This is a genomic window from Paraburkholderia atlantica, assembly GCF_000092885.1.
GTDB lineage: Bacteria > Pseudomonadota > Gammaproteobacteria > Burkholderiales > Burkholderiaceae > Paraburkholderia > Paraburkholderia atlantica.
This window is the reverse complement of sequence record NC_014117.1, coordinates 698,374-723,705: the sequence shown is the minus strand read 5'-3', so window position 1 is coordinate 723,705 and position 25,332 is coordinate 698,374. Positions and strand designations below refer to the sequence as shown.

The following is a 25,332-nucleotide window of genomic DNA, read 5'->3' as shown; positions in this document are numbered from 1 at the left end:
ATGACCATGAAAGGCACGATTCTGGTAACCGGCGGCGCGGGTTTCATCGGCTCGCACACCTGCGTCGAACTGTTGAACGGCGGCTACGACGTCGTGGTGATCGACAACCTCGTGAACAGCAAGCGCGAATCGTTGCGGCGCGTCGAGCAAATAACCGGCCGTGCGGTGAGCTTCTACGACGACGACGCACGCGACGCAGCCGCGCTGCAGCGCATTTTCGATGCGCATCCGATCACGGGCGCGATCCATTTCGCGGCGCTGAAAGCGGTCGGCGAATCGGTCGCGAAGCCGATCGAGTACTACGCGAACAACGTCGGCAGCCTGCTGACGCTGCTCGGCGTGATGCGCGATCGCAACGTCAAGCAGTTCGTGTTCAGTTCGTCGGCAACGGTGTATGGCGTGCCGAAAAGCTCGCCGATCGACGAATCGTTCCCGCTGTCGGCGACCAATCCGTATGGTCAATCGAAGCTGATCGCCGAGCAGATCCTGCGCGATCTCGAAGTGTCGGACCCGTCGTGGCGCATCGCGACGCTGCGCTACTTCAATCCGGTCGGCGCGCATGAGAGCGGCCTGATTGGCGAAGATCCGGCCGGCATTCCGAACAACCTGATGCCGTACGTCGCGCAGGTCGCGGTCGGCAAGCTCGAAAAGCTGCGCGTGTTCGGCGGCGACTACGAGACGCCCGACGGCACCGGCGTGCGCGACTACATCCACGTGGTCGATCTCGCGCGCGGGCATCTCGCCGCGCTCGATGCGCTCGTCGAGCGCGATGCGAGCTTCGTCGTCAATCTCGGCACGGGCCAGGGCTATAGCGTGCTCGACGTGGTGCGCTCGTTCGAGAAAGCATCGGGCCGGCCGGTGCCGTACGAGATCGTCGCGCGCCGCCCGGGCGACGTCGCGCAGTGTTTCGCGGACCCGAGCGCGGCCGAGAAGATCATCGGCTGGCGCGCGCAGTTCGGCATCGAGCGCATGTGCGCGGACCACTGGCGCTGGCAGTCGATGAATCCGCAGGGGTTTGCGTAAAGCGCTTCGGCTTCATCGCGTCGGTATAAAAGACGGCGGCGGCATTCGCATAGCGCGGATGCCGCCGCCGTTTGCTCGCCTACTGCGCGGATTCCCGCGGATAAAAATGCAAACCGGCGACGTTCACCGCACCGGTCATTCCTTCCTTCGGCACCGCCGACACCAGAAAACGCCGGTGGGCGCCTCGCATTTCGTCAGGCGTGCAGCGCGCCGCTCGGGTGAACACGAGCTGCCAGTTTTGCGCGATGCAAAACGGTACGCTGCCCTGACGTTTCGCATAGGCTTCGATGCCCACCAGAATCGGCCACAGCCGCTCCCAATCCGCGGACCCATCGAGGTCGAAAACCGCCACGCCGCCCCCCGCTTCGAGATTGCGGATAGTCGAGTAAGCAGCGGGAATTCGCGGATCGTCGTACTGGGAAACGTTTTCAGGCGGCTGATGAATCCGGATCGCCGTGAAAGCCGCCACGACCACACAAACGATCACGGCAGCGGGCAGCGTCGCATCCGTCACATTGTCGAGGAAACGCTTGACCAGCAACGTCAGCGCCAGAGCAGGAACGACGTAGTAGAAGATTCCGACATAGGTCAGCGAAAGATCGTCGACTCCGAATACGGCATAGAACACAAAGGCGACTGTTGCACTGGCTAGCGCCAGCGACAATGCCCGCTCAGGCGCGACGCGGCTTTCATTGTCGCGCGCGGGATCGTTCGTCACGAGCACGGCACAAGCCGCCGCGCCCAGCAGAATGCCGAACAGTCCACTACTCCAGAAAAGACCGGCAAAGCGCGCGGCGTCCACTAAACGATTCGCTTGGTGCGCATGGCTAAAAGCGGCATATTCAGCGAGCGGTCCGGGAAAATGAAGGATCGTCTGGATCGCGAGAGGAATCAGGAAAAGCACCACGATCGCCAATGCAACCGCGATCGTTCGAACATTGCCCGCGAGGAAATGCCGGCTCAACACCCAGGTTTCATTGGAACCCGATCCGACGGAAATCCAGGTATTGGCTATCAGCGCGCACGCCAGCATCACGGCCGTCATACCAAGAAAAGAAGCATGACCGTTCAGCAGGAATCCAAGGCTTACGGCAAGCAGGAGAAGCCCGTCTGCGCGTCCCATGATCAATGCGGCTACGGACACCGTGAACGCCGCAAAAGCAAAATAGTAGAGATGCGGGAACCAGGGGCCCGCAAAGGCCTGATAGTTGATGTAAGCGGTGACACCAACGAATAAGGTCGTGGTGACGACGGCTGCCGCGGTGGCTCCTCTCGTCGCCTGCTGCATCCTGATCAAGAGCGTCCCGATTGCCGCGATCCAAAAACCGGAAAGCAGCGCGACCGCAAGGATCTGACCGGAAAGCGGCGACGCGACCGCGTGCGTCAGGTCGAAAAATACGATCTCGCCCGCTGCCAGCGCGTAAAGAAGCGCAGGACCAGGATGATTGAACCCCACGCGCGAGTAATGTCCGACGAGCAGCTTCAAATGCTTCGCGTCGTCGATCAGCAACGAGTTAGCCGCAAAGTCTCCGACCTCGTGCAGTTGCGCGGACGCAAAGGTCTGACCGAATACGATGATGAACAGCCAGACACAGAGCGCCGAAATAACAAACGCTGCCAACCCTTTGAGCATTGAACACCTGCTTTCGTTTTGTCCAACCAGATGGAAAACAGGATTCTAAGGTAGCTGTCGGCGCGCTATGCCGCCGACAGCCACGCATTTCTTCGGGCCGGACGCTAGGCCGCCGCCCCCGACTCTTCAAGCCGGAACACGGCAATGGCTTCCTTCAGAATCACGGCCTGCTCCTCCAGCGACTTCGCCGCGGCGGCCGCCTGCTCGACGAGCGCCGCGTTGTGCTGCGTGACTTCGTCGATCTGCGACACCGCCTTGTTGACCTGCTCGATACCGTCGCTCTGTTCGAGCGCCGACGCCTCGATCTCGCTCATCACGCCGGTCACGCGCTCGACGGCCTTCATCGCTTCCTGAATCGTCTTCTGCGCATCCGACACCAGCGACGCACCTTCCTCGACCTTCGCCGCCGACTCGCCGATCAGCTCCTTGATCTCCTTGGCCGCCGCGCCCGAGCGCTGCGCGAGGCTGCGTACTTCCGAGGCGACCACCGCGAAGCCGCGTCCCTGCTCGCCCGCGCGGGCCGCTTCGACGGCCGCGTTCAGCGCGAGGATGTTGGTCTGGAACGCGATCCCCTCGATCATGCCGATGATCTCGGTGACCTTGCGCGACGAATCGCTGATGCCGTCCATCGTCTCCGTCACGCGCGACACCACCTTGCCGCCGCGCGTGACCGTATCGAGCGCGCCGTGCGCGAGGCGGTTCGCCTGCTTCGCGTTGTCGGCGTTCTGCTTCACGGTCGCCGACAGTTGCTCCATGCTCGCCGCGGTCTCCTGCAGCGCGGCCGCCTGCTGCTCGGTACGCGCCGACAGATCGGCATTGCCCGACGCGATCTCGTTCGCGCCCTGCGTGATCGCGCTCGTGCTGCCGCGCACCTTGCCCACCGTTTCGACGAGGCCGTCGCGCATCCGCGTCAGCGCGCCGAGCAGCTGACCCATCTCGTTGCGCGATTTCACCTTGATCGCGACGCTCAGGTCACCGGCCGCGATGCGCTCGAAGTGCTTGACCGTCGCGTTGACCGGCTTGATCAGCGCCGACGACAACGCGACGCGCGCGCCCACGGCGATCACGAGTGCGATCACCGCGATCGCGCCGAACAGCACTGTCGCCAGCTGGAAGCGTCGCGCGCCGGTCGCGGCCTGCTCATGCTGATTGTCCATCTGTGCTTTTTCGAGCGCGTCGATCGCTTTCGAGTAAGACGCGTACAGGCTATTCGCGGTATCGCCCTGGATGGTACGGAAGGTGTTGAAGTCGAAGTCGGTCAGTGCCTTGAATTCCGGTTCGACCGCCTTGTCGACGAGCGCCGCGCGCGCCTCGCCGACGCTGTGCGCGAGCTTGCGCTCGGCGTCGCTCGCGAACGGGCCGGCCATGTAGCTGCGGAAGTCGTTGTTCGATTCGAGCAGCACCTTGTGCGCGGCCGGCAGCAGATCGTCGGTCTGCTTGCCGACGCTGAACAACGTCTGATAGGTGCCCAACGCAAGCTGTACCTGCAGGAGCTTCTCCGAACTCGCCTTCAGATGCGACAGCGCGGCCTCGCTGCGCTGCGTGTCGGCGAGGCTGTCGTTGGCGAGCTTCAGCGCGCCGTATCCGACAGCGATTACTGTCAGCAGGAAGGCGACGAATACGCTGATCACGAGCGTCAGTCCGCCGCGAATTGTGATGTTGTTTAGCATTGGGTCTCCGGAACGCCTTTGTTGCGCGCGACTGACACTTCGTCGCATCCAGGTTTACGGTTGCGGCGCGCGTGCGGCGCATAGGGGAAATCCATGAGAAGCCAGCGCTGACGGGCCTTTGCAGGCCGCTTCGATCTCGCTATCTGGGATATTTCCACTGGCGCGCATGAAAGCTTTGCGTCCCTGCCGCGCGCCGGCCGCCGTGCGTTTCGTTTGTATAATTCCGCGTCTTCGCTCAGGCCCATTTTCATGCTTAGTTTTGCGCTCGGCTTTCTCGTCTCTCTGCTGATCACGCTGTTGATCGTGCGCTATGCGCATCTGCATGAAAAGTTCTCGACCGATACCGATCTGGCCGGCGTGCAGAAATTCCATGTGCGTCCGGTGCCGCGCATCGGCGGGACCGGGATTCTGCTCGGGCTGCTCGCCTCCGCGGTGCAATTGCATCGCGCGTATCCGGCCGTGTCGGGCAGCATTCTCTGGCTGATCGCGTGCGGCACGCCGGCGTTCGGCTCGGGACTCGTCGAAGATCTGACCAAGCGCGTGTCGCCGCTCACGCGCCTCGTCTGCACGATGGCGGCCGCCGCGCTCGCCTGGTTCTTTCTCGACATCGCGGTCACGCACATCAGCGTGCCGCCGCTCGACTTTCTGCTGTCGTATGCGGCGATCTCGTTCGTGGTCACGGTGCTCGCGGTCGCGGCGCTCGCCAACGCGATCAATATCATCGACGGCTTCAACGGCCTCGCGTCGATGGTGGCGTTCATGATGTTCGCGTCGCTCGCGTATGTGGCGTTCCAGGTGCACGACCCGGTCGTGCTGTCCGCGTCGTTCATGATGATGGGCGCGGTGCTCGGCTTCTTCATCTGGAACTTCCCTGCCGGGCTGATTTTTCTCGGCGACGGCGGTGCGTACTTCATCGGCTTCATGCTCGCCGAGTTGTCGATCCTGCTCGTGATGCGTAATCGCGACGTGTCCGCGTGGTATCCGGTGCTGCTTTTCATGTACCCGATCTTCGAGACCTGCTTCTCCATCTACCGCAAGAAGTTCATTCGCGGCATGTCGCCGGGCATTCCCGACGGCGTGCATCTGCATATGCTGGTCTACAAGCGGCTGATGCGCTGGGCGGTCGGCGCGCGCACCGCGCGCGAGCTGACGCGCCGCAACTCGCTGACGTCGCCGTACCTGTGGCTGCTGTGCCTGATCGCGGTCGTGCCGGCGACGCTGTTCTGGCGGCACACGCTGCATCTGTTCTGCTTCGTTGTTGTTTTTGCGGCGACTTATGTGTGGCTTTACGTGAGCATCGTGCGGTTCAAGTCGCCGAGGTGGATGGTGGTGAGGAAGGAGAAGCGGTAAGCAGGAACGACAAAGGCGCCCCGTGGGCGCCTTTTTGTTGGTCGAAATAGCCTTAGCAGCATCGAAAGTGGCTCATGTGTAGCATGGGTATCGGCCGAAAATTCGAGATCCGTTTACTCGGCTCGAGATGTAGCAATAAAACCTTCTCGTGACGGAGATTCCTCGAAATTCATCAATGCACGCGATAAAAAAACCATTCGGCCTCACACGACTGTTCTAACTAGTCGCTCACCTCCGACTAGGGAAGGTCAGATATGTCGTCAACCTTAGTTATTTTCCAGATGCCACCAAAATTGCGCATGAACACAATCACGCTCAATTTGTCCTTTGAACCGAACGTAACAGGCACGACCGCGACATGGCCTAACATCACTGCAGGACGAACTGTAATGTGGGCGAGCCAATCATTCTCATCTTCATCTTGCACCTTAAGAAAGTAGTCACTATCGCCGGGCAACCTGTCGTGTTCATAGTCGTCTCGTAGCTTGCTGACTGTACCTTTCGCCACGTAGTCAAAGATTCCTTCGTCAAGCAACGGAAACGTCAGGTTTGCACCTAACTTGATGTACCACGAATAAAACGCCTTTGCTTGCCCTTCCGGCGTCGGTTGCGCGGTAGCGGAAAATGCCGATTGCCAAAAGACGAAGGCCAATAGCGCGAGAACTGAAAGAAAGCGCTTTATGTGCATGTCAGTCGTGGCGATAGATCTTGTATGATGGCCTTGTGGTTCGGTAGTCTGGACCGGGATAAAATCCATCTCCTTTGCGCTGTTGGTAGGCGCAACAGTGACGCCGCCCCATTGAATCGCCTGCCGAACAAACTTCGCGCAATTCTGCGTGCTGTGTCCCTTAGCGTTGCTGTACGCGAAATTCGCAGCCAAGCTCCCGTTATACATCTGATTGGTTCCCTTAAAGAGTGAAGAATGCCACTAGGACAATATGAAAAGTGGCGTACCTTTATTGCACATGACGCTCTGACGGCGCATGGCAATGTTTGTCAAAGCCCTATGGTCAAAGCGTCTCGCCGACTTCGTATTGTTAAAAATCGTTTCATATGAATCCGTTAGCCCGGAACTGCCTGATGCTTCAATCCCTCGCAAAAGTGCGCCGCCTTGAAGCGGGTGTTGAACGCATGACCAATGTTTTCGCCCTTATCGTCACGCTTGCGGACACCGACCCCGCGCCATTCATGCCCGCCGAAACCTTGAAGGAAACCGCCCGCCTTGGTCGCGCTGCGCGGGTAGGCGCGACGCCGCCAGAACATGTAATCAGGTGAGAAGACGTTTCGCAATTCTTGACAGCGTGGGACAAACCACTCTCCTAGAAAATCTATGGTCACCCCCGTTTTTGCAACACTGATCTTCGATATTGCGGGGATATGCCGGACGGCGATGGTTCTATGCTAGGTGTATGTGCCGGGCGCAGGCTTCAGACAACTCCCAAAAGCCGGGGCGTGCGCGACGGTCGTCAACTCTCCTGGGCAAAAAACCCCGTCGGCGGGCTTTCGTCTACTTCGTGCGATACCACCGCCATAGCTTCACGATCGCCACATACGCCAGCGTCGCCGCGATGAGATCGACAGTCAACCACACCCCGATATACAAATCTTCAGGGTCGCGGACACCGAGCCAATCCGAAGTCCCCCACCATGCTCGCGCTTCACCTTCTTTCCACTGATCGGATATCCGGACATAACGAAATGAAAGAAGAAACAACCCAATAAACAGCGCGATCTTGAAGAGCCTACGGATAAGTGTTGCCATATGTGATGACCTCAATCGTTTCAAAGGCTCGAAGCCCCGAATTGCCGGCAGGGATCGTCGTGGTCTGCAGCAGTGAGTTGCGGATTCTCAGGAAATCCGTAAGGCTAGGCAAGGTAATGCAGCCAAGCGAAATACCCCCGCCTCTTTTGCCTGGATAAAGAAGCGCACTTTGAGGGCGAGCAAGACATTTGCATCACAGATGAAAGAGCCAACAGAGCCGCGACTTCAGCGGGAATGACATACCGGGCGGCGACGGTTCAATGCCAGGTGTATCTGCCGGGCGCAGGACTCAGCCAGCTCCGAAAAGCCAGGTCGTGAGCGATGGTCGTCAACTCTTCTCTGCGAAAAAAGCCTCGTCGCCGGGGCTTTCGTCTACTACGCGCGATACCACCGCCATAGGCTCATGATCGCCATATACGCCAGTGCCGCCGCGATCAGCTCAATCGTCACCCACACCACTAAAACCAAATCTCCGGGGTCTCGGATACCGAGCGAATCTGAAGCATGCCACCATACGGCTAGCTGGCTCTCCGTCATTGGATAGGGATACGGGCGAACATAGCGAACCGAAAGAACGAACAGACACAGAAATAGGGCGATCTTGAACACCCTACGGGCAAGTGTTGCCATATGTGATGACCTCAATTGTTCCGTAGGCGCGAAGCCCCGAAGTACGCGCGGGAATTTTCACGGTATGCAGCAGCGCGGTTCGGAATGTCATGAAGTCGTTGTGGCTCGGCAGGGTGATGCACCCGAGTGAAGTACCTCACCGCCTGCGGGATGCAATCGGAACTGCCCGCGCTTGACACCATTGACCCATGTAAAGTCATCAATGCTCCCGTCCCGATACAGCGCGAACCAAGCTTCAGACGACTCCGAAAAGCCGAGGCTTGCACGATGGCCCTCAACTCTGATGGGCAAAAAAGAGCCTCGTCGCCGGAGCCTTCGTCTACTTCGTGCGATACCACCGCCATACCTGCACGATCGCAACATACGCCAGCACCGCCACGATCAGTTCGACGGTCACCCAGAACACGAAATAGAAGTCCCTAGGGTCCTGCACACTGAGCCACTCGGAAACCGCCCAATATGCGTTTGACTCACTTTCTGTCCACACATTATTTGGCGGGACATAGCGAACCGACAGCAGGAACAACGAAATGAATAGCCCAATCTTGAACAGCCTACGGACAAGTGTTGCCATGCGTGATGATCTCGATTGTTCCATAGGCGCGAAGCCCCGAATTGCCAGCAGGGATCGTCATGGTGTGCAGCAGTGAGTTGCGGATTCTCAGGAAATCCGTACGGCTCGGCAGGGTAATACAACCAAGTGATACGCCGTCACCGCCTGCCGGATGTAGCCGGAAATGCCCGCGCTTGACACCATTGACCCATGTAAAGTCATCAATGCTCCCGTCCTCCCGATACAGCGCGAACCATTCAACGTGATATGTCGGCTTTCCCCGGAAGGCATTCCATTCATCTGCCAACCACGCCTGAGCCTGTGAACGGATGCCGCCAGTCCGACGGTCAACGATCCAGTACTTACCGGCGGGAATCGGCCCCTTGCCAGGCACCGCCGTGCAGCCGCCCCGATTGCGGTATTGCCAGTCGCCCGAATAAGCGTTGAACGTGCCGATGCCAGAAATGATGAGCGGTGATAGTGGCTCGTTATTCACGAGAAATTTGCCGGTGTAGGCCATGTGTCACGCCTCCTGATTGCGCTGGCTGTAGGTCATTGCGTCCTGCATAGGTTCCTCCCGTTGGTGAGCCTTGACCGCAAGCGCGCGTGCCACTGGCGCTAATGGTCGATTCCGGATTTGCTGCCTCTTTCGCCTGCAAAAAAAAGCGCGCCTCAAGGGCGCGCAAAACATTTGCATCACAGATAAAAGAGCCAACAGAGCCGCCACCTCAGCGGGCTGACATACCGGGCGGCGACGGTTCAATCCTAGGTGTATGTGCCGGGCGCAGGCTTCAGACGACTCCGAAAAGCCGAGTCTTACGCGAAGGTCGTCAACTCTGATCGGCAAAAATAAAAAAGCCCCAGCAGGTCTGCAGGGGCTCTTATCGATAAACATCCAACGGCCAATTTCAACGGGTCGAACGACCCGTCTTCGCGGTTACTGATTCAAGGCTTCGACTACTCCGACGACCCGCGGCAGCGCAACGCCTACGACACCCGCGTCGCCGGCGCCACACTACGCAGCGTCGTCGCCGTCGCCGGCAGATACTCCGGCACCCAGCGCCGCAGATCGCGCCGCACTTCATCGTCGGCAGGCACGCGATGCTGCATCAGCCACGGCAGCAGGTTGTCGATCAGGCTGTCCGGCACCTCGCGCGCCTGCGCGATGCGCAGCTTCGGGTGCGGCGTGCGCGTGGTGGTTTCGTCGTCGGCGAGCAGTTCCTCGTAGAGCTTTTCGCCAGGCCGCAAACCCGTGAACACGACACGAATCTGCTCTTCGGTGAAGCCGTACAGGCGGATCAGATCGTGCGCGAGATCGGCGATACGCACCGGCTTGCCCATGTCAAGAATGAAAATCTCGCCGCCGCGCCCCATGCTCGATGCCTGCAACACGAGTTGCGACGCCTCCGGAATCGTCATGAAGAAACGCGTAATCTCCGGATGCGTGACCGTCACCGGTCCGCCGCGCGCGATCTGCTCCTGGAACTTCGGAATCACGCTGCCCGCGCTGCCGAGCACGTTGCCGAAACGCACGGTTTCGAACTGCGTGCGCCGCGCGCCCTGCTGCTGCAGCGCCGAGCACGCCATCTCCGCGAGCCGCTTGCTCGCGCCCATCACGTTGGTCGGGTTGACGGCCTTATCGGTCGAGATCAGCACGAAATGCGCGACGTCGTGACGGATCGCCGCGCGCGCAACGCGGTACGTGCCGAGCACGTTGTTGCGCACCGCCTGCCACGTATTGACCTCTTCCATCAACGGCACGTGCTTGTAGGCTGCCGCATGAAACACGATGTGCGGACAGTAGCGCGCCATCACCTGATCGAGCAGCAGCGAGTCCTTCACGTCGCCGACGAGCGGCACCACCGACACTTCCGGATACTTGTCGCGCAGTTCTTCGTTCAGGCGATAGATCGAGAACTCGGAGATGTCGAACGCGACCAGTTGCACCGGACCGAAGCGCAGGATCTGCCGGCACAGCTCCGAGCCGATCGAGCCGCCCGCGCCCGTCACCATCACGACGCGGTTTTTCAGCAGCGCGGCGACGTGCTCGGTGTCGATCGTCACCGGATCGCGGCCGAGCAGGTCTTCGAGATCGATCTGCCGCACGCGCGACAGGAACGCCTGGCCTTGCGTGAGCGGCGTGAGCGCGGGCAGCGTCATCGCGCGTACGCCTGCGCGCACGCACAGCGTGGCGATGCGCCGATGCGCTTCCACCGACGCCGACGGCACCGCGATGATCACGTGCTCGACCTTTAGCTCCGCGCAGATTTTCTGCAGATCGCTGATCGCACCCACCACGCGATAGCCGTAGATTTCACGGCCCTGCTTGATCGGATCGTCGTCGAGCAGACCGACGAGGCGCCATTGGCCCGAGCGCTTCAGCTCGCGCACGAGGTTCGCGCCGGCATTGCCCGCGCCGAGCACGAGCACCGGCTTGCCCTGACCGACCAGCCCGCCGTAGCGATAGAACTCCTTGGCCGCCCGATACAGCGCGCGTGAGCCGCCCATGGTCAGGAACAGCAGCATCGGCGACACGATCAGCACCGAGCGCGGCACGACCGGCGCGGGCTGCAACAGCGCCGAGCCGATCACGACGACGAGCGCGCCGACGCCGATCGCCTTCGCGATCCGCACGAGATCGGGCAGGCTCGCGAACACCCACATGCCGCGATAAAGGCCGTAGCTGCGAAACATCACCGCGTAGATCAGCAGCACCCACACGAGTGCATGCAGCCCGCTCGACCAGAACGGCGCGGGCACCGGTCCGTTGAACCGGATCACATAGGCCAGCATCCAGGCCATGGCCACCGCGCACAGGTCGAACGCAAACGCACTGAACGAAAGCCATCTGGCTTTGAAGCTTTTCATTGCGCAGAACCTCAGATTGGCCCGGAACGGGACACATGGCGCCGCCAGCGGCGATCAATACACAGCCCTGCTATCACCAGCACGGCAGCCCATGCGACGACAACCAGCCATTGATACAGAAGAGCGAATTGTAGCGCCCAAATAGCAAGCATTATGCCCGCCGCCATGAACAAGTACCAAATCCACGCGGTCGATGCATGCCCCAAACCCGACTGCACCAGTCTTTGATAGTAGTGTTCACGATGCGCCTGCCAAAATTTTTCACCGCGCAGCAGGCGCTTGAGCAGCGTGACCGACGCGTCGCCGATGAACGGCGCGAAGCACAGCGCCGGAAACCACACCGGCCACACGCCCTCGCGCCAGCCCCAATAGCCGAGCGCGCCGGCCAGAAAGCCGAGCGGGATCGAGCCGGCGTCACCGAGAAAGATGCGCGCTGGGTGAAAGTTGAACAGCAGAAAGCCCGCGGCCGCGCCCGCGACGATCAGGCTCGCCGTCGCGAGCGCCGCGTCCGTGTGCGCCGACAGCGAGGCGGCCACCGCGTAGCCGCCGAACCCGAACAGCGCCATGCCGCCCGCGAGGCCGTCCGAGCCGTCCATGAAGTTGTAGAGATTGACGAGCCACACAAGTAAAACCGCCATGCACGCGAGCGCCCACCACGGCACGTCGGCTGGATAGACGGCGATCAGCGCCGCCACCGCCGCCGCATGGCCGCCGAAGCGCACCCGTGCGGGCAGACCGCGTCGGTCGTCGATCTGCGATAGCGCCGCGAGCAGCGCCGCGGCAAGCACGGGCAGCCACAGCGACGGCGCCGCGAGCGCGATCAGCAACACTGCGACCGGCACGATGCCCCAGCCGCCGACGCGCGGCGTCGGACGTGTGTGCAGCGAGCGGTCATTGGGGATGTCGGTGGCGAGCCGCCACGCGAGGCCGGTGCGCAGCAGCGTCCACAGGATCGCCGCGCAGGCGGCCAGCGCCGCGATGCCCCACGGCAATAAAGAAACGACGGAAGAGGCGGAATGTGCAGCGAGCGGCATCGTCGATAGCGTTAGCGGATCAGGTCGGAGTCAAGGCAGGTTCGACACGTGGTCAATGCGTCGAGCGATACCACGCGACGGTTTCGAGCAGCCCATGCTCGACCGTGTGCGGCGCAGACCAGTTCAGACATTCGCGGATATGCGAACTGTCGACGCGCAGCTCGCCGATCAGCCGGTCGATCTGCGCCGAGCGGCCGGTCAGCCGGCCCGCGACACGCAGCAGGCTCGCCGGCACCGGCACGAGCCGCGCGGGCACGTGAAGCTGCGTGGCCAACAGACGCGCGAGCTCCGGCACAGTGAGGTCGCGGCCGTCGGTCACGTGGAAGATTTCGCCGGCCGCGCGAGGATCGGTCGCGCAATGCACGAGCGCGTCCGCGAGGTTATCGACGAACACGAGGCTGCGCAGCGCGCTGACCGCGCCGAGCGGCAACGGAATGCCCTTCGCGACCGCGTTCATCAGCTGCAGGAAGTTCGCGCGCACGCCCGGTCCGTAGACCAGCGGCGGGCGCACCACGACGACTTCGAGTCCCGTCGAGCGGCCGTAGTCGACCAGCGCGCGCTCGGCTTCCAGTTTCGAGATGCCATATGCATCGGACGGCGCTGGCTGATCCGTTTCGGCGATCGGCCGGCCGCTGCTCGCCTCGCCCATCGCCTTGATGCTGCTGACGAACACGAAGCGCCGCACGCCCGCGCGCCTTGCCGCGGCCGCGACCCGCAAGCTGCCCTCGACGTTGGTCGCGCGATAGGCGGCGAGTGGCTCGGTCAGCGTTTCCTGCATCACGTGCACGCGCGACGCCAGATGGATCACCGCATCGCAAGTGAGCGCGACCGGCCAGCGCTGGTCGATGCCCGCGAAGTCTTCGGTATCGAGCAGCCATTCGCGCACGCCCTCTGCTGCCGTCTGTGGCCGGCGCACCGCGCCGGTCACGCGATCGCCCCGCCGCAGCAACGCGCGCGACACCGCGTGGCCGACGAAACCGTTGGCGCCGGTGACGAGGATCTGCAGACTCATCGCAATGCTCCGTCATGCATTTCGCGGCGCTCGATTTCGCCGACGCCATGCCGCGCGACCCACGCAAACAGACGATCGCCGTCAGGAGTCGACACGGCCGCAAACGGCGGGAAAGGCGGATCAGACACGATACAATCTGGCATCGGCGGTGCTTTCTCAGGAAGTCTGGCTGGGAACGTATTGTATTCGGGCGACACCCGTCGCGGCCTGCGAGTCGTCAGGGATGGCAGCCCGCCGCCTGGACGCTAGAATGTCTGCGCCGCCGCGACCACGCCGGCAGCCCCAACACGCGGCACGAGCGTCGGGCCGTGATAATAAAACGGACCTGCGCCCGCTGGCGCGTCGCTCGTACACTTCGTAACAACTCAAACATATTCGCGCATGTGGAATTCGTGGTATCGATCCGACGTGCTCGACAACAGCACACTCAGGCCTGCTCGCCGGCCGTGCGAAAAGGCCCGGGCCCCCGCACCGGCAAGTCAACGCCTGGAGGCCGCGCCAGCGCGCGGCGCGCATCCACGTGAATGTCCCGAAACCTGCCGGTCTCGCCGCCGATCCCGCGCGTTACGCGCAGCGGCGTGCCACGACGTGCTGGTCTGAAGAAAAGAACTGTTTGAGCGACTAGAGCCCGATCTATGAAAGTGTTGTTCGCCACCTACCCGATGGCCTTCCATACCCCCGGCGGCGGAGAAATCCAGTTGCTTGCGTATCACAAGCATCTGCCCGCGCATGGCGTCGACGTCACGCTGTTCGATCCGTGGAAGCCGCGTTTTCTGGAACACGACGTGGTGCATTTCTTCTCGTGCGTCGGTGGCTCGGTGCACCTGTGCAACTTCGTCAAGCAACTCGGCTTGCCGCTCGTCGTGTCGTCGAGCCTGTGGGTGACCGAAGAAACCAGGCACCTCTATCCGATCGGCGAGATCCATCATCAGTTTTCTCTCGCGGACCGCGTGGTCGCGAACTCCGAGATCGAGTGCGACACGCTCGCGCGCATCTTCGACCTGCCGCGCGAGAAGTTCGCGAGCGTCTTGAACGGCGTCGAACCGAGCTTTTACGAGCCGGTCGCGCCGGAGCCGTTCCGCCGTGAATACGGCATCGAAGGACGCTTCATCCTGAATGTCGGCAACATCGAGCCGCGCAAGAACCAGCTCGCGCTGATCCGCGCGATGAAGTCGTTCCCCGAACTGAAGCTCGTGCTGATCGGCCATCAGCGCGATCCCGAGTATGCGAAGGCGTGCTTCGACGAAGGTGGCGAGCAAGTCGTCTATGCCGGCACGCTGCCTCACGATTCGCCACTGCTGCGCTCCGCCTACACGGCCTGCGAAGCGTTCGTGCTGCCTAGCACGCTCGAAACGCCGGGGCTCGCCGCGCTCGAAGCGCATGCGGCGGGCGCGCGTATCGCAGTGACGAAGGTTGGCTCTACCGAAGAATATTTCGCGCAGCATGTCGCCTACCTGGATCCGTTCGACGTCGACAGCATTGCCGGTTCGATTCGGGCGGCGCTCGCACAACCGCGCGGCGCTGCCGCGGCCCCGACGCGAGATCTGACCTGGCAGGCCGTCCTGTCGCCCCTGAAAGACCTCTACGATTCCCTGCTGACGAAATGACAAAACCCGTGACGAACATCATGAAGAACTTCGAACTTCGTCCCCTGAATCACGTCGAGGCCGCCTCGAATTCCCGGTTCGCGTGGAAAGCGACCAACAGCGATCCACAGTTCGAGCTGACGGGATGGGAGGAGCTGTCGGGTCGCGCCGCGCGCATTTCGTTCGAGCTCGCGAAAGAAGACATGCCGGCCTCGCCGTGCATGATCTACTTCGATGCGGGCGCGGGCATGTCGGAGCACGCGACGATCGGCCTCGTGGTCGACGCTAACGGCAAGGTGGATCAGGTGGTCGCGTTTCCGCCGCTCGTCGGTCCGTTGCGCCTCGATCCGATCGCGCGCTCGGGACTGTTTTCGATCAACGGCTTCAATGTCGAACTGGTGGCCGACACCGACTGCCCGACGGAGCTGCTCGAACGCGCACGCCGGATGGCGTCGTGGGGCGGCGGCGCGCAGCCCGCGCCGCCGCCAACGGTCGGTCACACGTATCAGGAATGGATCGAGCGTCACGAGCCGCCCGCATCGCTTTATCCGGACCTGCGCGCGCGCTCGAAGGAATGGGCGCTGCAGCCGCTGATCAGCATCGTGATGCCGACCTACAACACGCCGGCCAAATGGCTGCGCAAGGCGATCGATTCGGTCGTCGACCAGGTCTACGAAAACTGGGAATTCTGTATCGCCGACGACTGCTCGACGAACCCCGAGGTCAAGCAGGTGCTCGACAGCTACGCGGCGAAAGATCCGCGCATCAAGGTTGCGTACCGCACGACCAACGGCCACATCAGCAACTCCAGCAACACGGCGCTCGAGCTTGCCATCGGCGACTTCGTCGGCCTGCTCGATCACGACGACGAATTGCATCCGCTCGCGCTCTACTGCGTCGCCGAACTGATCAACGCGCATCCGGACGCGACGGTGATCTACAGCGACGAAGACAAGATCTCGATCGACGGGGTCCGCTCGGACCCGTACTTCAAATGCGACTTCAACTACGATCTGTTCCTGAGCCAGAACATGATCTCGCATTTCGGCGTCTACAAGACTTCGGTCATGAAAGAGGTCGGCGGCTTCAGAACCGGCTTCGAAGGCTCGCAGGACTATGACCTCGCGCTGCGCGTGATCGACCGCGCGGGTCATCACACGGTGTATCACGTGCCGCGCGCGCTGTACCACTGGCGCATGATTCCCGAAAGCACGGCGGCCGGCCATGAAGCCAAGCCGTACGCGCACATCGCGGCGATGCGCGCGCTCGACGAACATCTTGCGCGCAACGGCATCAACGCGCACACCGAGCACGCGCCGGGCACGGACGCGTTCAACAAGGTCGTGTACGACCTGCCCGAGGTACTGCCGTCGGTGGAGATCATCATTCCGACGCGCGATTCCGCTGGGCTCGTCGAGCAATGCGTGGAATCGGTGCGGCAAAAGTCGAGCTACCCGAACTTCCGCATCACGATCATCGACAACGGTTCGGTCAAGCAGGAAACGCACGACCTGTTCGCGCGCCTGCAGCAGGACGAGCGAATCAAGGTCGTGCGCGACGATTCGCCGTTCAACTACTCGGCGCTGAACAACCGGGTCGCGCTCGCCAGTACGGCGGACTTCGTCTGTCTGATGAACAACGACATCGAAGTGATCAACGCGGACTGGCTCGAGGAAATGGTGTCGGTCGCGCTGCAGGCGAATGTCGGCGCGGTCGGCGCGAAACTGCTGTATCCGGACGACACGATCCAGCATGGCGGCGTGGTGCTCGGCGTCGGCGGGATCGCGAGCCATGCGCACAAGCATTTCCCCAATACGCACCCCGGCTACTTCGCGCGTGCGCGCCTGCGCAACGTGATGTGCGCGGTGACCGCCGCGTGCCTGCTGATCCGCCAGTCGATCTACAAGGAAGTCGGCGGCCTCGACGAGCAGTTACACGTCGCCTACAACGACATCGATTTTTGCTTGCGCGTGCGGCAAGCGGGCTACCGCAATGTGTGGACGCCCTACGCGGAGCTTTATCATCACGAATCGGCAACCCGCGGCGCCGAAGACACACCGGAAAAAATCAGCCGCTTCAACCAGGAATCCGAGCTGGTCAGACAGCGCTGGGGGCATCTGTTGATGAACGATCCCTGCTATTCACCGAATCTGACACTGACTGCCGACGATTTTTCTTTTGCTTGGCCTTCAAGGATTGCAAATCTTGATTAATCTGGGACCAAAAAAAAATAAGACCGGATGGCTGGCGGAGTACCGCCATCCATCGCCGGGGGAACTGTTCTGCCTGCCGAGCGCGATCTACTTTCTGATGAAGTTCAGAGCCGATCTTGCGCGCTTCAATTCCAAAGTGCTCGATGACCGCGTCACGCTGTACTTCTGGTGGGAAATGTCGGCGCGCGAAACGTATCCGGACTTCGACTGGGTACTGCGACAGGAAGACCTCGAATATCTGCGCCGGCTCGACAACGACACGCTGATCGAGCGGCATCCGGACGCCGTCACGTACTGGCTCGGTTCGACCAAACCGAGCGTGCTCGATGCGAAGCATCTGAGCGAAACGCTGCACGAACCCGTCACCGTGCTCGAAGAAGCCGGCCTGCAATTGCCGAAGCTGATGACGACGATCGTGCGCAATCGCGGCGATCTGTCTCAGGCCTTCAATCTGAGCACGCTGACCGGCTATCTGAACGTCCTCGACTGGTGGGAGCAGTACGGTCAGGTCACCTGTCCGCGCGTGAAGTGGCGCCCGCCGATCGCGTGGCCCGGGTTGCTGGAACCGATCGACGCGCCCGACTCCAGCGCGATGCCGTTTCCGCGCTTCCTCGCGTTGATCACGAGCGAGCGGCCGGATCTGCGCAGCGCCTTCAATCTGAACAGCTTCACGTCGCGGCTCGACGCGCTCAGTTGGTGGGAAGACCACGGCCAGCGCGAGTATCCGCGCATCAAGTGGTCGCAGCCGCCGATCGGCGGCTTCATGCTCGAGCCCGAAGCGCCTCCCGCGGACGGCGGCCCTTACGTGCCGCGCTTCCTGTGCGAGATCTACAAGGACCGGCCGGACCTGCAGGCGACCTTCACGCTGCAGTCCTTCCGCGGACGGCTCAGCTGTCTGTCGTGGTGGATCGAACACGGCCAGCATCAGTACCACGCGGTCAAATGGGTGCCGCCCACGCCCTCCGCTGCGATGTTCGAGCCGGAATTCGGCTCGCACGCCGACTGGTTGCCGGTGCCGCGCTTCCTGCGGCTGCTGCACGGCGAGCGCCGGGACTTGCAGGAGCTCTGCTCGCTCGACAGCTTCACCGGACGCCTGAAGTGCCTGTCGTGGTGGATCGAGCACGGGCAGCACCAGTATCCGGCGATCAACTGGGGCATCCCGCCGTTGCCCGACAGCCTGTTCAAAATGGAAGCCGGCGAGCAAGGCGCGCTGCCGCTGCTGCCGCGCTTTCTGCCGTTGATCTGGAACGAGCGGCCTGACCTGCAGGCGTCGTTCAACCTGAGCAGCTTCCGCGAGCGGCTCGCCTTCATTTCGTGGTGGGAAAAGCACGGACACAGCGAGTACCACGCGATCCAATGGTCGCCGACCGATCTCGCCGAAGCACGCGAGGGCGAATCGGTGCAGCCCGCCACGCCTGCGCTGATGTTCGAGCCCGAATGGGGCACGCACGCCGACTGGCTGCCGGTGCCACGCTTTCTGCGGCTGTTGCACGGCGAGCGCCAGGATCTGCAGGAACTCTGCTCGCTCGACACCTTCACTGGGCGTCTGAAGTGTCTGTCGTGGTGGATCGAACATGGGCAGCAACAGTATCCGGCGCTTCACTGGGTGATCCCGCCGTTGCCCGATACGCTGTTCGCCGGGGAAGCTGGCGAACAAGGTGCGCTGCCGCTGCTGCCGCGCTTTTTGCAGCTGATCTGGAACGAGCGGCCCGACCTGCAGGCGTCGTTCAACCTGAACAGCTTCAGCGAGCGGCTCGGCTTCATCTCGTGGTGGGACCAGCACGGCCGCGACGAGTACTCCGCGATCAAATGGACGCCGACTCATCTCGTCGAAGAGCTCGCGAGAATCGACGACGAGCAGCCGGCCGACGACACCTTGCTGCCCCGCTTCCTGACGATGATCGCGAGCGACCGCCCGGATCTGCGCGCCGTGTACGACCTGAACACCGCAGAAGGCCGCGACCAGCTCGTGCATTGGTGGAACGAGTGGGCGCCGACCGAATATCCGCTGGTCGGCTCGCTGAAGGTGCGCTGGGCCGACAGCACCGACGACGAAGCCGATGACGACACGCGCGGGCCGGCCCGTTATCACGCGCGTGTCGAAGGTGTCGGCTATGAATTCGGCGTCAACATCATCGGCTTCCCGCAAGGCGTGCTCGGCCTCGGCGAAGACGCGCGCATGGCCGCGCGCGTGCTGCAATTGTCGTCGACACCTGTCACGCTGCTCAATGCACCGATGGCGGGGCCCGCGCGCCTCGAACACTCGGTCGATCATCTGATCAGCAAAGAGCTCAAGTACAACATCAGCCTGATCTGCCTGCCGGCGCCCGAAATGGTGCGGCTGGCGCTGGAAGGCGGCCGCAAGCTGATCGACGCGCCCACGCACAAGATCGGCGCATGGCCGTGGGAACTGCCTCACTGGCCGAACGCGTTCGGCAACGTGCATCAGATGGTCGACGAAATCTGGGCGCAGAGCCGCTTCGTGCAGAGCGTCTATAGCCGGCTCGGCAATACGCCGGTCTACCAGATGCCGATGGCGGTCGAGGTGCCCGCGCCGCTCGACCCGAAGCGCGAGCGCTTTGGTTTGCCGACCAACGAGTTCCTGTTCTACCTGATGTTCGACGGCAACTCGTGGCTGAGCCGCAAGAATCCGCTCGCCGGCGTACAGGCGTTCAAGCAGGCGTTCGGCGACAGCTCGCCGGGCGTCGGGCTCGTCATCAAGGCGATGAACGTGCGCGACGACGACCCGGTATGGCGCGCCGTGCTCGACCTCACCGCGGGCGATAGCCGCATCCACATCGTGTCCGAGCGTCTGAGCCGCCAGGATTCGACCGACTTCATGGCCTGTTGCGACGCCTACATTTCGCTGCACCGTAGCGAAGGTTTCGGCCGCGTGATCGCCGAGGCGATGGCGTTGGGGCAGCCGGTCGTGGTCACGAACTTCTCGGGCAACGTCGACTTCTGCGAATCCGACACCGCATTTCTCGTAGACGGCGAACTCGTGCCGCTGCGTCCCGGCGACTATCTGTTCGCCGAAGGTCAGTACTGGTGCGATCCGGATGTATCGATCGCGGCGGAACAGCTCAAACGCATGATCGACGATGCGCCACTCCGTGAGCGCATCGCACTGTCGGGGAAGGCGCGCATCGAGCGCGATTACTCAGTTGAGGCAGTCGCACGCGCGTATGCGCGACGGCTGAACGACATTGCGGAGGCGAAGACGATATGACGCTGCGGGTATGTGCTCCAGACATTTTCTCGGGCGATGCGGTGGGTAACCACTGCATCGGTTTCGTACGCATGGCTGAGCGTCTCGGCATGAGGGCCGAGCTGTATGCAAGCGGTTTCGAGGAGGGAACAAATGGAGTGCGCCCGCTTGACGCATTGTTCGAAGAGGTCACTCGCGACGATGTGGTCCTGCTGAGTTACTCGATCTACGATCCATACCTCGAGCGGATACTCGCGCTCGACTGCAGGAAGATCTGCTACATCCACGGCGTGACGGACCCGCAGTTGCTGCGCGCGCTGGAACCGCGCACCGCGCAGTTGTGCGAGAAGGCACTCGCGCAACTGCCGCTGCTCGCGCGCTTCGACACCGTCGTCGCGAATTCGCGCAGCACGGCGGCGAGCGTCGCCGGCATCGTCGCGGCGGACGCCGTCAAGGTCGTGCCGCCGATCTTTCCCGACATGTACGTGTTCCGGCGCGAAGGGCCGCGCAAGGGCCGCAAGCGCCCCGAGCCGAACCTGCTGATGGTGGGCCGCGTGGTGCCGCATAAACGCATCGAGGACGGCATTGAGATTCTGTCGCTGCTGAAGCAGCGTGATTTCGGCGCGACGCTGAGCATCGTCGGCAGCACGCCGAACTACGATTACCTGAAATTTCTGATCAATCACGCGCGACGTCTCGGCGTGCTCGAACAGGTCGACTTCAAGGGCATGCTCGACGACGCCGATCTGTTCGAGTGCTACGAATCCGCCCACGCGCTGCTTGCGATGAGCCGCCACGAGGGCTTCTGCGTGCCGGTGCTCGAAGCGATGCATTACGGCAAGCCCGTATTCGTGCGCGGCGGCACGGCCGCTCAGGAGATTTGCCCGCCCGACTGCGTGTTCGACGCCAATGCCGAACTCGCCGCCTGGATACCGGTGATCGCGCAGCGCCTCGGCCAATCCCACGGCCGCAGTCCGATCGACACGGCCTTCGTCAAGCACGCCGACGGCGTGCTGCAACGTGCCAGCGACGAGGTATGGCGCAACATCTTCATCGGCGCCGGTGTCGGCATCGCGGCCCCGTCAACGCATGCGCGCGCGGATACGGCGACCGCTTCCGCCGAGAAGAGATAGAGAGTCAGCGCCGCCGCTGACCAACGCATATCGGCGTACTTCGGCGCGATCGACCCCGATCGCGCCGCCTCACTCGTTCACGGGTGGCTTGCCGGCCCTGTCAAAGTCGATCGGTTGCCCGGTATGCGGGTGCGGCGTGAACGAGAAATGCGCGCGCACGTACTTCTGCGATAGCGTGCACAGCAAATCCATCAACGCAATCTGCTCGGTCGGAAAGACCGGCGCGCGATCCGCCGCGTCGATCGGCTTTTGCATGTAGCGCACGATGTCTCTTTCGAAATCGCTGACGCAATAGTCCAGCACCTGGTCGCCTTCGATCGGATAGGCCGCCACCTTCAACTCGGGACGCAGCGACAGATACGTGCTGAACAGACGCTCGGCAACGAACGGGAGGAACGGTGCGTCGTCCGAGTGGACCGTGGGCTCCAGCACGCCGCGCGCGGCGTCGGTGCCGCTCTGTGTTTCGAGGAACGTGGCAATCGGCTCGAGCACCTTGCCGACGTAGTTCTCCCAGAACGACTGCGAACCGACCCAGAAATTGCAGTAGCACAGCGTGCGCGGCGACTGACGGGGCGCCTCGCGCAGATTCCACGCAATGCCGCAGGCGTCGAGCAGTTGCTGGCTGCGTTCGACGAGTCCCGGGTGCGCATGCTCCCCCTGCATCCACGCGGTGTACGAGAAATACGCGAGTTGCGGAAAAGGATTGATCATCCAGACGTCGGCGTCGGCATTGGCCTCTACGAACTGCAGAAACCGGCTGCCGTCTATGCGCGCCTTCAGCGCGAACTTCGGCGAAAACAGGCCGGTGATCTGCTGCTGCCGATGCATGCCCTTGCGGTACATGTCGACGAGGATATAGAACTCGCGCCACGCGGCGTGCGCGTTGTCGCGCATCTCGAGCGGATGAAAAGCCTGTTCGGACAGAACCTGCCCCGGCGCATATAGCGGCTCGAAAATCTTGATCGATGCACTCATGACAGCCCTGCAATCTGCAGATAAAAGTTTCCGGTATGCACGTTGCGCCGGAACAGCGTCAGCGATGCGTTCGGCACCAGCACGTTGGGGAAGCGGGACAACGGCACATTCAGCAGGTATTGCGAGATCACCGAGATCGGTCCCGCGTGGCACACCGCGGCGATCAGACCGGGCTGATCCGCGTGCCGCAGCACTTCCTCCTCGAGCCAGTTCACCGAACGCGCGGCCAGTTCGAGATGCGACTCACCACCCTCGTAACGGTCCGACAGATGTTTGCCCCAGTCGGGGAACGCCAGACGAAAATCTTCGGCCTTCCAGGTCGCGAACCGCCCTGCATTGGTTTCGCCGAGACGGGCGTCGACGGTCCAGTCGCTCCTGTCCTTGAACAGCACTTCGGTGGTCTGCAACGCACGCCGCCATGGGCTCGAAAAAACCCGATCGGGCACGAAACCGTAGCTTTCCATCAGCGTGCGCAGCTTCGCGGCCTGCTGCAGACCATGCTCGGTCAACTCGTCCTGTTCGGTCGAGTTCAACAGGCCGGCCACGTTCGCATGCGACTGGCCGTGGCGAATCAGAAGAAGATCCATAGGTATTAGCTGCTTTGGGACTTGGGGCCGGGCAAGGCCTTCAGGAACATCGACGAAATGCGTCGCACGCTGAAACGGTCGAACACGTCGGCATAGGCATTGCGGCGGATCGACTGGCGAAGCTGCGCGTCGCCCAGCATGTCCTCCAGCGCGCGAGCCCAGCTCTCGGCCGTGTTCGACGCAATGTATCCGGTCTCACGATGCTTGACGTTTTCGCGGTAGGTCGGGCAATCGGAATAGATGCTCGGGATGCCGAGGCTGCCGTAGTCCGCGTATTTGATCGGCGACTTGCACGAGTTGAAAAACAGCGTCTCCGGATCTTCTTCGGCGCCGAGCGGCACGATCGCGAACGTGTAGCCTTCGTCGCGAATCGCCTTCTTGTATTCGAGGTTGCCGCGGCTGCCGCGATGCGTCATGCGGGGAATCGTGTTGAGCTCCGGAAACGGATCGCCCCAGAAGTCGATCGACACGTTTTCGTGGCGCGCGAGAAAGCTGCGCAAGGTGCCGAAAAACTCCTTGCGAAAGCTCACGAGCTTGATGCCGTCGAGATTGGAGAAGATGATCTTTGGCGGCTGCGTTTCGGTCCACAGTTCTGGCGACAGGTCGAACGCCTGATCGTCGAACCCGTTCGGGATGATCAGCACGTCGTCGGAACGCCGCACTTTGCGCATGCGATCCTGCAACAGCGCGTTCGACGCCGTGGCCGCGCTCGCTTCGCGAATCATCGCGAGCACGTTGTAGAGCACGTCCTCGTTCATTTCGAGCACGCTCCACGACGGCAGATCGAGCAGCCAGTCGTCGAGATCGTAAATCGTATGAAGACCGAGTTCGTTCGCCATCCGCATGATCTTCAGCGACAGGTTCGACACGTGCTTGTTGAACAGCACGACGTCGAAGCGATGCAGATGGCTGACGCCAACGTCCGCCTCCGAGATCTGCTCCCACTCGATCAGCTGATGGCGCTGCATGTACGAAAGCAAAGGCGCGAAGCGCGCGCCGATGGTGCGCGAATTCATTCGCCCATCGGTCATGGAACGCCGCTGTACGACCAGCAGTCGGGGAATTTTATTAATTTGTGAGGCCGGCATCGATCAGGTGTCTGATTAGGTCTGCTGCTACCGTGCTCGACGAGTGCCGTGCATAGACGCGTTGGTAGTTACGTTCAATCTTTTCGTCCCTGGCCGGGTCGGTCAGGGCAGCCTGAAGGGCGGGAATGATGTCCGGCGCGCGGGTGGATGCCGCATACCAGACATTGTCGTCGAAGTGCTCGCGCTGCCAATCCCCATCAACCATGACGAGCGGCTTCTTCACGAACGCGCCTTCGAGACACGAGCGCCCGGGCGGATCGAAGCTCGGCTCAGCCACCACCAGTGCGCTGGCGATCGCGGAGCGCAACAGCGCGCTGCACGGCTGGATGAACGGCAGGAAATGAATGCCGCGATGCGCTTCGCGAACGCACTGCCGGTAGTACTCCTCGTCCCTGAAACCGCCGACCATCAGGCCGTTCATGTCGAGCTCGTTCAGCGCGCGGATCAGTTCGAGCTGATTCTTGATCGGCTCAATCAAGCCGAGGCACAGCACGTAGTCGGAGACGTCGCAGACCGTCGGGAGCAAATCCTTGTCGGCGGGCAGAAGGAACCGGTCGGAGATACCGGAGCCCACCACCACGCATTTGCCTGGATCGACCGTGATGTATGTGTTGAAGTGCGCGAGTTCGGTGGACGACTTGAACAGCAGCCGCTCGGCACGCTGCACGAACGCCTCGATGCGGCCGATTTCCGCAGGGTCGGGCGCGCTCAACCACCAGACGTTCGGCCACAGGAACAGCTTCTTGCCTTGATTCACCGTTTCGCGAACGATCGCTTCGCCGTCCGCATGGACGGAGAAATGCATCACGGCGTCGTAAAAGCGTAGCGGCCGGCTGCGAATGCCGTAAATGTCGGCCTGTACGTCCGAATCATTGAGAAGTTCGGCGACCTGCACGAGTTCCGACTCACCACCACCGCTCGTCATGAACGCGGTACTGTGAGTGGTCAGGAGAATTTTAAAATGCATATTGCGGGCTCCGTCCCGAATCGTCCCGTATGTTGGGCGC

General features: G+C 62.0%; 20 protein-coding genes and 2 pseudogenes. 7 read left to right on the top strand and 15 right to left on the bottom strand.

What is annotated here, in order from left to right; genetic code table 11:
• Positions 1-1,023 (top strand): UDP-glucose 4-epimerase GalE, encoded by a 1,023-nt coding sequence (gene galE, locus BC1002_RS03215; RefSeq protein WP_013088642.1) that lies wholly within the window; start codon positions 1-3, stop codon positions 1,021-1,023.
• A gap of 79 nt (positions 1,024-1,102) precedes the next feature.
• Here the strand turns inward: galE and BC1002_RS03210 are convergent, their stop codons facing one another.
• Together BC1002_RS03210 and BC1002_RS03205 are read right to left on the bottom strand one after the other, a co-directional pair.
• The gene (locus BC1002_RS03210) at positions 1,103-2,656 is read right to left on the bottom strand and encodes a hypothetical protein (protein WP_013088641.1); all 1,554 of its coding nucleotides are present in this window, start codon (positions 2,654-2,656) and stop codon (positions 1,103-1,105) included.
• Between the two features lie 104 nt (positions 2,657-2,760).
• Entirely contained in the window at positions 2,761-4,326 is a 1,566-nt protein-coding gene (locus tag BC1002_RS03205) for a methyl-accepting chemotaxis protein (protein ID WP_013088640.1), read from the bottom strand.
• 249 nt (positions 4,327-4,575) lie between these two features.
• Between BC1002_RS03205 and BC1002_RS03200 the strand changes: the two genes are divergently transcribed.
• Positions 4,576-5,676, top strand: coding sequence for an MraY family glycosyltransferase (locus BC1002_RS03200; RefSeq protein ID WP_013088639.1), 1,101 nt, complete (start codon positions 4,576-4,578; stop codon positions 5,674-5,676).
• Between the two features lie 238 nt (positions 5,677-5,914).
• On the opposite strand, the gene BC1002_RS03195 is transcribed toward BC1002_RS03200, so the two are convergent.
• Complete coding sequence (locus tag BC1002_RS03195; protein ID WP_013088638.1) at positions 5,915-6,571, bottom strand: YqhG/Tai3 family protein; 657 nt, start codon at positions 6,569-6,571, stop codon at positions 5,915-5,917.
• Positions 6,572-6,756: 185 nt separating this feature from the next.
• On the opposite strand from BC1002_RS03195, the gene BC1002_RS37590 reads away from it, so the two are divergent.
• Positions 6,757-6,951, top strand: a complete 195-nt coding sequence (locus tag BC1002_RS37590; protein ID WP_157874642.1) for a hypothetical protein — start codon at positions 6,757-6,759, stop codon at positions 6,949-6,951.
• 232 nt (positions 6,952-7,183) lie between these two features.
• Here the strand turns inward: BC1002_RS37590 and BC1002_RS03185 are convergent, their stop codons facing one another.
• The 8 genes and pseudogenes from BC1002_RS03185 to BC1002_RS03160 all read right to left on the bottom strand — a co-directional run bounded on the left by BC1002_RS03185 (position 7,184) and on the right by BC1002_RS03160 (position 13,535).
• Positions 7,184-7,438 (bottom strand): hypothetical protein, encoded by a 255-nt coding sequence (locus tag BC1002_RS03185; RefSeq protein ID WP_013088636.1) that lies wholly within the window; start codon positions 7,436-7,438, stop codon positions 7,184-7,186.
• Positions 7,419-7,580: pseudogene (locus BC1002_RS38730) on the bottom strand (DUF2778 domain-containing protein); the annotation flags it as partial. The pseudogene BC1002_RS38730 and the gene BC1002_RS03185, both read right to left, overlap by 20 nt.
• 233 nt (positions 7,581-7,813) lie before the next feature.
• Positions 7,814-8,068, bottom strand: a complete 255-nt coding sequence (locus BC1002_RS03180; RefSeq protein WP_013088635.1) for a hypothetical protein — start codon at positions 8,066-8,068, stop codon at positions 7,814-7,816.
• A pseudogene (locus BC1002_RS36020) lies at positions 8,049-8,302 on the bottom strand (tlde1 domain-containing protein); the annotation flags it as partial. The pseudogene BC1002_RS36020 and the gene BC1002_RS03180, both read right to left, overlap by 20 nt.
• Before the next feature lie 320 nt (positions 8,303-8,622).
• Positions 8,623-9,141, bottom strand: a complete 519-nt coding sequence (locus BC1002_RS36015) for a DUF2778 domain-containing protein (protein WP_013088633.1) — start codon at positions 9,139-9,141, stop codon at positions 8,623-8,625.
• 467 nt (positions 9,142-9,608) lie between these two features.
• A complete protein-coding gene (locus BC1002_RS03170) occupies positions 9,609-11,489 on the bottom strand; it encodes a polysaccharide biosynthesis protein (RefSeq protein WP_013088632.1) in 1,881 nt (626 codons plus the stop codon).
• Between the two features lie 11 nt (positions 11,490-11,500).
• The gene (locus BC1002_RS03165; protein ID WP_013088631.1) at positions 11,501-12,523 is read right to left on the bottom strand and encodes an MraY family glycosyltransferase; all 1,023 of its coding nucleotides are present in this window, start codon (positions 12,521-12,523) and stop codon (positions 11,501-11,503) included.
• Between the two features lie 52 nt (positions 12,524-12,575).
• Positions 12,576-13,535 carry an NAD-dependent epimerase/dehydratase family protein gene (locus BC1002_RS03160; RefSeq protein WP_013088630.1) on the bottom strand — a complete coding sequence of 320 codons (960 nt, stop codon included), beginning with the start codon at positions 13,533-13,535 and terminating at the stop codon, positions 12,576-12,578.
• 635 nt (positions 13,536-14,170) lie between these two features.
• On the opposite strand from BC1002_RS03160, the gene BC1002_RS03155 reads away from it, so the two are divergent.
• Genes BC1002_RS03155 through BC1002_RS03140 form a run of 4 tightly spaced genes read left to right on the top strand, consistent with a single transcriptional unit; the run spans position 14,171 to position 21,675 of the window.
• Positions 14,171-15,142 (top strand): glycosyltransferase, encoded by a 972-nt coding sequence (locus tag BC1002_RS03155; RefSeq protein WP_013088629.1) that lies wholly within the window; start codon positions 14,171-14,173, stop codon positions 15,140-15,142.
• Positions 15,139-17,334: a glycosyltransferase family 2 protein gene (locus tag BC1002_RS03150; protein ID WP_013088628.1), complete on the top strand. Its 2,196-nt coding sequence runs from the start codon at positions 15,139-15,141 to the stop codon at positions 17,332-17,334. The genes BC1002_RS03155 and BC1002_RS03150 overlap by 4 nt, the downstream gene beginning before the upstream one ends.
• Entirely contained in the window at positions 17,327-20,563 is a 3,237-nt protein-coding gene (locus tag BC1002_RS03145; protein WP_013088627.1) for a glycosyltransferase family 4 protein, read from the top strand. Before BC1002_RS03150 ends, BC1002_RS03145 begins: the two co-directional genes overlap by 8 nt.
• Positions 20,560-21,675, top strand: a complete 1,116-nt coding sequence (locus tag BC1002_RS03140; RefSeq protein ID WP_013088626.1) for a glycosyltransferase — start codon at positions 20,560-20,562, stop codon at positions 21,673-21,675. The genes BC1002_RS03145 and BC1002_RS03140 overlap by 4 nt, the downstream gene beginning before the upstream one ends.
• Before the next feature lie 69 nt (positions 21,676-21,744).
• Here the strand turns inward: BC1002_RS03140 and BC1002_RS03135 are convergent, their stop codons facing one another.
• The 4 genes from BC1002_RS03135 to BC1002_RS03120 are packed head-to-tail and all read right to left on the bottom strand — an operon-like array spanning position 21,745 to position 25,292.
• On the bottom strand, positions 21,745-22,650 hold the full coding sequence (locus tag BC1002_RS03135; protein ID WP_013088625.1) for a hypothetical protein: 906 nt from the start codon (positions 22,648-22,650) through the stop codon (positions 21,745-21,747).
• On the bottom strand, positions 22,647-23,237 hold the full coding sequence (locus tag BC1002_RS03130; protein ID WP_013088624.1) for a histidine phosphatase family protein: 591 nt from the start codon (positions 23,235-23,237) through the stop codon (positions 22,647-22,649). The genes BC1002_RS03135 and BC1002_RS03130 overlap by 4 nt, the downstream gene beginning before the upstream one ends.
• Positions 23,238-23,242: 5 nt before the next feature.
• Complete coding sequence (locus BC1002_RS03125; protein ID WP_157874641.1) at positions 23,243-24,253, bottom strand: glycosyltransferase; 1,011 nt, start codon at positions 24,251-24,253, stop codon at positions 23,243-23,245.
• Between the two features lie 52 nt (positions 24,254-24,305).
• Positions 24,306-25,292: a glycosyltransferase family protein gene (locus BC1002_RS03120; protein WP_013088622.1), complete on the bottom strand. Its 987-nt coding sequence runs from the start codon at positions 25,290-25,292 to the stop codon at positions 24,306-24,308.
• Between the last annotated feature and the right edge of the window lie 40 nt (positions 25,293-25,332).

What these genes read in the sequence shown, in the direction of transcription:
- BC1002_RS03160 (WP_013088630.1), bottom strand. Translation starts at nt 13,535, where the DNA reads ATGAGTCTGCAGATCCTCGTCACCGGCGCCAACGGTTTCGTCGGCCAC.
- BC1002_RS03170 (WP_013088632.1), bottom strand. Translation starts at nt 11,489, where the DNA reads ATGAAAAGCTTCAAAGCCAGATGGCTTTCGTTCAGTGCGTTTGCGTTC.
- BC1002_RS03130 (WP_013088624.1), bottom strand. Translation starts at nt 23,237, where the DNA reads ATGGATCTTCTTCTGATTCGCCACGGCCAGTCGCATGCGAACGTGGCC.
- BC1002_RS03195 (WP_013088638.1), bottom strand. Translation starts at nt 6,571, where the DNA reads ATGTATAACGGGAGCTTGGCTGCGAATTTCGCGTACAGCAACGCTAAG.
- BC1002_RS03135 (WP_013088625.1), bottom strand. Translation starts at nt 22,650, where the DNA reads ATGAGTGCATCGATCAAGATTTTCGAGCCGCTATATGCGCCGGGGCAG.
- BC1002_RS37590 (WP_157874642.1), top strand. Translation starts at nt 6,757, where the DNA reads ATGCTTCAATCCCTCGCAAAAGTGCGCCGCCTTGAAGCGGGTGTTGAA.
- BC1002_RS03165 (WP_013088631.1), bottom strand. Translation starts at nt 12,523, where the DNA reads ATGCCGCTCGCTGCACATTCCGCCTCTTCCGTCGTTTCTTTATTGCCG.
- BC1002_RS03150 (WP_013088628.1), top strand. Translation starts at nt 15,139, where the DNA reads ATGACAAAACCCGTGACGAACATCATGAAGAACTTCGAACTTCGTCCC.
- BC1002_RS36015 (WP_013088633.1), bottom strand. Translation starts at nt 9,141, where the DNA reads ATGGCCTACACCGGCAAATTTCTCGTGAATAACGAGCCACTATCACCG.
- BC1002_RS03125 (WP_157874641.1), bottom strand. Translation starts at nt 24,253, where the DNA reads ATGAATTCGCGCACCATCGGCGCGCGCTTCGCGCCTTTGCTTTCGTAC.
- BC1002_RS03200 (WP_013088639.1), top strand. Translation starts at nt 4,576, where the DNA reads ATGCTTAGTTTTGCGCTCGGCTTTCTCGTCTCTCTGCTGATCACGCTG.
- galE (WP_013088642.1), top strand. Translation starts at nt 1, where the DNA reads ATGACCATGAAAGGCACGATTCTGGTAACCGGCGGCGCGGGTTTCATC.
- BC1002_RS03140 (WP_013088626.1), top strand. Translation starts at nt 20,560, where the DNA reads ATGACGCTGCGGGTATGTGCTCCAGACATTTTCTCGGGCGATGCGGTG.
- BC1002_RS03205 (WP_013088640.1), bottom strand. Translation starts at nt 4,326, where the DNA reads ATGCTAAACAACATCACAATTCGCGGCGGACTGACGCTCGTGATCAGC.
- BC1002_RS03155 (WP_013088629.1), top strand. Translation starts at nt 14,171, where the DNA reads ATGAAAGTGTTGTTCGCCACCTACCCGATGGCCTTCCATACCCCCGGC.
- BC1002_RS03210 (WP_013088641.1), bottom strand. Translation starts at nt 2,656, where the DNA reads ATGCTCAAAGGGTTGGCAGCGTTTGTTATTTCGGCGCTCTGTGTCTGG.
- BC1002_RS03120 (WP_013088622.1), bottom strand. Translation starts at nt 25,292, where the DNA reads ATGCATTTTAAAATTCTCCTGACCACTCACAGTACCGCGTTCATGACG.
- BC1002_RS03180 (WP_013088635.1), bottom strand. Translation starts at nt 8,068, where the DNA reads ATGGCAACACTTGCCCGTAGGGTGTTCAAGATCGCCCTATTTCTGTGT.
- BC1002_RS03185 (WP_013088636.1), bottom strand. Translation starts at nt 7,438, where the DNA reads ATGGCAACACTTATCCGTAGGCTCTTCAAGATCGCGCTGTTTATTGGG.